This is a genomic window from Holdemania sp., assembly GCF_986127675.1.
In genome coordinates this window covers 1-5,191 of the sequence record NZ_CFQZWI010000148.1, presented here as the reverse complement: position 1 = coordinate 5,191, position 5,191 = coordinate 1, and the positions used below count along the sequence as shown (strand labels likewise).

General features: G+C 53.7%; 6 protein-coding genes. 5 read left to right on the top strand and 1 reads right to left on the bottom strand.

Going from position 1 to position 5,191, the window contains the following annotated elements:
* Positions 1 to 136: 136 nt before the first annotated feature.
* The 5 genes from AC5OW4_RS14395 to AC5OW4_RS14375 all read left to right on the top strand — a co-directional run bounded on the left by AC5OW4_RS14395 (position 137) and on the right by AC5OW4_RS14375 (position 4,570).
* Entirely contained in the window at positions 137 to 1,321 is a 1,185-nt protein-coding gene (locus AC5OW4_RS14395; protein ID WP_072684545.1) for an MFS transporter, read from the top strand.
* An 80-nt stretch (positions 1,322 to 1,401) separates the two neighbouring features.
* Positions 1,402 to 2,169, top strand: coding sequence for an HAD-IIA family hydrolase (locus AC5OW4_RS14390; RefSeq protein ID WP_072684544.1), 768 nt, complete (start codon positions 1,402 to 1,404; stop codon positions 2,167 to 2,169).
* Between the two features lie 8 nt (positions 2,170 to 2,177).
* A complete protein-coding gene (locus AC5OW4_RS14385) occupies positions 2,178 to 2,711 on the top strand; it encodes a YqaA family protein (RefSeq protein ID WP_072684543.1) in 534 nt (177 codons plus the stop codon).
* 268 nt (positions 2,712 to 2,979) lie between these two features.
* Complete coding sequence (locus tag AC5OW4_RS14380; protein WP_072684542.1) at positions 2,980 to 3,696, top strand: gamma-glutamyl-gamma-aminobutyrate hydrolase family protein; 717 nt, start codon at positions 2,980 to 2,982, stop codon at positions 3,694 to 3,696.
* A gap of 355 nt (positions 3,697 to 4,051) precedes the next feature.
* The gene (locus AC5OW4_RS14375) at positions 4,052 to 4,570 is read left to right on the top strand and encodes an NUDIX domain-containing protein (RefSeq protein WP_072684541.1); all 519 of its coding nucleotides are present in this window, start codon (positions 4,052 to 4,054) and stop codon (positions 4,568 to 4,570) included.
* 82 nt (positions 4,571 to 4,652) lie between these two features.
* On the opposite strand, the gene mnmM is transcribed toward AC5OW4_RS14375, so the two are convergent.
* Positions 4,653 to 5,191, bottom strand: a 539-nt coding sequence (mnmM, locus tag AC5OW4_RS14370) for a tRNA 5-(aminomethyl)-2-thiouridylate-methyltransferase MnmM (protein WP_493677133.1), incomplete at its 5' end; no start/stop codon positions are given.

The window sequence follows — 5,191 nt, the reverse complement described above, 5'->3', positions numbered from 1 at the left end:
GTCTTTCTTGTTTCGGTTTTTCTCTCACCAACACTATTTTTGAAAGAGCCAAAAAGAATCGCGAAATCTGCGGAATTCACAGACCGGTAATGAATGACGGACGCTCCGGCAGGGAACACTAACTGCGAGGTGGACTATGAAGAAAAAATCAACTGCCGTCCGTTTTAACGGGCTGTTTCTGTTTTCGTATGCGGCCGGCGCGATCGGTACGACCCAGACGATTCCCTATCTGGTCTCGATGGGCTTTGAAGGCACGCAGAAGGGGATTATTTTGTCCGGAATGGCGATCTCGACGCTCATCACGCAGTTTTTGTTCGGCTATCTGTCGGATAAATTCAAGGGCTGCCGCTGGTTTTTCCTGATCAGCTTCGGCGTCTTTTTCATCGGCGACGTCGTGCTGTTCGGCTTCCGCTGGCCGCAGTTCTGGTACCTGTTGGCGATGATCTCGCTGACCGGCGGCATTGCCCGGACGTGGCAGGGATTAGAAGATACATGGGTGCTGCAGATTGATGAGACCAAGCCGGTTTACAGCCGGATCCATGCCTGGGGTGCGTTTGGCTGGGCGATCGGCAGCTGGACTGCGGCGATTTTATTAAACTGGCTGGATTTCCCAGTCATCGCCGTGCTCGTGTTTCTGACCAGCTGCGCGACGCTGTACTTCGCGTGGAAGCAACAGGATGCTCAGCGCGCCAGCGGCAAGGTCGTCAAGGTAGCGGACTTAAAGGAACTGGTAAAAAATAAAGCCTATATCCTGTTGGTGCTGATTCTGCTCGTCCTGTTTGGGATGGGGACGGCGGACATGTATATCGTCGTCGACAAGGTGATGGCGATCGGGGGAACCAGCTTTCATGTCGGAGCGAAGTGGGGCCTGCAGTCGCTGATGGAAATTCCGATTCTGTTAGTCGGGGACAAGCTGATGAAGAAATACGATCCAGCCAACCTGATGCTGGGGGCTTCCGTTCTGTTCGGCGTGCGCTTTGTCGTTTACAGCCTGATTCAGAATCCGTGGTGGATGATCGCCGCGGCGGTCTTCCAGATGGTCACGTTTCCGATCATCATTATCAGCTCCAAGCTGATGATTGACGAAATCATTTCGGAAAAGCTCAAATCCAGCGGTCAGATGGCGGCGATGAGCGTGTATATGGGCTTGTCGTTATTGATCATGCCCGTGTTTTGCAGCTGGCTGTCCGAGGCGATCGGATGCGATCCGGCGCTGCTTGTCGTCGCCGGATTTGCGGCGCCTGCGATCGTTTTGATTTTGATGTTTAAAAAAGCCCGCGGACCACTTCAAAAAAAATCCCAGAATTCGATTTGCCGGTGAATGACCGGCTTTTCTTTTACTTGAAAGCGATTTGGCTTTGTGTTACGCTATCGCAGGGTAAAGAAAAGGAGCCAAAGACGATGACAAAAAAATGCTACCTGTTGGATCTGGACGGCACGATGTACCGCGGAACGGCGATCATCGAGGGCGCGAAGGTCTTTATTGATTACTGCTTGAAGGAACAGCTGCCGTTCTTGTTTCTAACGAATAATTCCGGACGCACGCCGCGCCAGGCTGCGGATCACATGCTGAAGATTGGTTACCGGGGAATTGAGCCGAAGCACTTCTACACCTCGGCGATGGCGGCGAGCGATACGATGATCCGGCGGTTTCCCGACAAGAAGCGGGCGTACATGGTCGGGGATGAAGGGCTGCGCGAAGCGCTGCTGAACAATGGCTATGAGCTGGTGAACGACCAGGCTGATCTGGTGTTTATCGGCCTGGATAAGGAAGGAACCTGGGAGAAGTATTCACTGGCGCTGCGGCAGGTGCTGGCCGGGGCGATTCTGGTCGGTACCAACAACGATCGGATCTTGCTCAGCGAAGCGGGAGCCAACTGCGGCAACGGATCGACGGTGGCGCTGATGGAATATGCCAGCTCGCGCGAGGCGGTCAAGATAGGCAAACCGCATGCCGCGATCATTGAAGGCGCACTGGCCTATCTGGGCTTGGGCAAAGATGAGGTGGTGATTGTCGGCGATAACATGGAAACGGATATTCTGTGCGGCGTTCAGGCGGGAATTGAAACGATTTTAGTGACGACAGGCGTGCATGACCGGCAGGCGGCTGCGGCATATTCCTTCGCTCCGGATCATATAATTGAAGACCTGAGGGAACTCATGGACTAAGGAGGAGGATGCCTATCGGCACGCTGGAAGCAATTCAACAAGGCGGGCTGGTTCTCTACGCCTGTCTTAAGGCGTTTCTGCCGCTGCCGTCGCTGGAGGTGGTGCTGATTCCGCTGATTCTTAAAAATCAGGACGGCTGGCTGCTGTACGCGATGGAAGGGGCCCTCGGCACGGCAATCGGCGGCTGGATCGGCTATCAGATCGCAAGGCGGGCCCAGCAGGCCGTGCTGCGCAAATTTGCCAGCGAGCAGGAGATCGCATCAGGCAGGCAGCTGATGGATCGCTACGGCGTGCTGGCGGTGTTTATCGGCGGCGTCACCCCGATTCCGGATTTCCTGCTGGCCTATCTGGCCGGCATGACGCAGATGGCCCTGATCCCATTTCTGCTAAGCGATGGTACGGCGCGGTTATTGCGGAGCGTGCTTGTCGGCTGGTGTATTCGGACACTGGGCTATGTCGTCGATATCGAGCGCTGGGGCACGGTGATTTCATTAGTCATGGTCGCATGGCTGTTATTGCGCTGGGCGCGCAGCGACGGATGAAGCCAAGAAAAAAGGCCTCCGTTCCAAAGGGCCTTTTTCCTTGTTTATAAGGGGATAGAATGTTTCTGTACGATAATTTTTTTAAAGGGGATATTATGTTAGTTCGTAGGAGAAGAGGTTATCGTACAGGCAAGAGGTCTTCTCGCTCTTGCTGACTATAATATACCAGAGAAGTATAGGCGAAATATGTCGAAATTGTGTTAAAATGTGTGATTTTCTTAAAAACTTTGATTATAATGAAACAGGAACATAGAAATGAGGAAAGAGAATGAAGAAACCCATGATTGCCCTAACTGCCCGCATCGGCGAATTCCAGGGACAGAACCGGATTTTTGATAATCAGACGTACTTTGACGCGGTTGCGCTGGGCGGCGGCATTCCGGTGCTTGTGAATTACGGCAGCGACGAGGATTATGAAGCGATTGCCGAACGTTTCGACGGATTGTTAGTGACCGGCGGCGAGGATCTGGATCCGGCGTTATTCCATCAGAGCGCTCATCCATCCGTCGAGCTTACCGATCCGCGCATGGACACGCTGGATCTTGAGCTGATCCGGCGCTTCGCGGCGAAAGGAAAACCAATCTTAGGCATCTGCCGGGGCATCCAAAGCATCAACGTGGTGTTCGGCGGCACGCTGATTCAGGATCTCAACACCCAGTATCCGGCCATGCGCCCTGCCGGACACCAACAGCACAAAGCCGAGCCGAAGCCGGCGATGGACGCACCGTTTCATGACAATACCTTTGTGGAGGGGACGCTGCTGTATGAACTGTTCGGTCCGCGGCATGCGGTCAACAGCTTTCATCATCAAAACATCGACAGAGTTGCCGACGGCTTCGTCGTTTCTTCCTGGAGCGAGGACGGACTGGCGGAAGCGATAGAAAAGGACAAAATTCTGGCCGTGCAGTGGCATCCGGAACGCTTAACTGCGGATCCAGGCCACCGTGCGATCTTTGAAACATTTGTTCGCCAATGCCAGAAATAAAATTAGACAAATTCCGTAAAGTGTCTACAAAAACCGTTTAGTTAAGCCTTTTTTTAGAATTTGTATTGACAAGAAACCATAAATTCAGTAATATTCTATCAGGTCATAGGACCTGGATTGATTCATCTGTTATTGTTTTTCCCCCACCCATTCAAACAATAATAGATCCCCCCCAAGAGATAGAATCAATTCTGATAAGAGGACATCTTCGGATGTTCTTTTTTTGATTTCTTCTGGTTTTTTGAATCGCAAGTCTGTTATGTCCGGCGCTGAGGTTCTCAGATTTCATCGAGAAAAACAAGGTTGTTTGGATGAACATTTTCATTTGTCTTAGATGGGAGAAGGAGGAAAGCTTATGGCATGCTTAGGTATTTTTGAAGATACCGTAGATCCCGATCAGCCGATTCTCACGCTGCGGAAAACCGCTCGCGTATTTGTGATCAATCCGCAGGGGCGGATCGGGATGATTCATGTGTTGGGACAAGATGAATTCGGCCTGCGCGATCATCTGGAAAGCTGCGGCGGCGGGATTGAGGCCGGGGAGAGTGCGAGTCAGGCTGCGATCCGGGAAGCGCGGGAGGAATTGGGCGCGGTGCTGACGGATTGGATTGAACTGGGCTGGATAGAAGACGAATATCATCGGCTGCAGCGGCGCAATCACAGCACGTTCTTCGTCGCGCATTGTGAACCGGGATTGCATCCCCGCGCGTTGTCGGCCAGGGAGCGGCGGATGATGGCGGAGCCGGTGTGGCTGTGTCCGGAAGAAGTGGAACGGCGGCTGAATCCGGAAAATAACCAGGGCATCGGACTGTTGATCGCCCGGCGGGATTTCTGCGCCTGGCAGGAAGCGGTGCGCCGTCGTCAGATCCCTTAAGAAAAAGAATCCTCAGATGGGGATTCTTTTTGAAAGATCAGTTTATCTGTTTGCGTTTCTTATTTCATGCTTTTTCTGACGGTCAGCTCCGGCACAGGTGGTACAGAATCGGCGCTGCCGGCCGGCCGTCGGTATAGGACCGTACGCTCCAGGCTGAGCCTAGTTGCTCGATCCAGCCGACGACGGCCTGCCATTCTTCCATGCCGCCCGCATGGCCGCGGTAACAGGCCAGCGCCAACAAGCCATCCGGCGTCAGATGCGATATGGCGGCGTCCAGTGCCGGCAGGGTTGTTTTAGGCGTCGTGATCAGCGGGCTGGAAGAATAGGGGAGATACCCCAGGTTAAAGACAATGATCTGGGCCGGCTGCGTCAGCCAACGCGCCAGTTCGGCATGATCGGCCTGAATGACCGTCACGTTGGCGAAGCCGGCGGTTTTTTTCTGCGTTTTCCTCACCGCTTCGAGCTGGATGTCCAGCGCCAGCACATTGTCGGCCAGACCGGCGAGGAAAACGGTGTCGTTGCCTCCGCCGCAGGTGGCGTCGACGGCCAGGTTGACATGCTCGAATGTTTCCCGGATCCAGCGGTGATTGACCGTATTGATATTCTCAGCCATGCGCGATC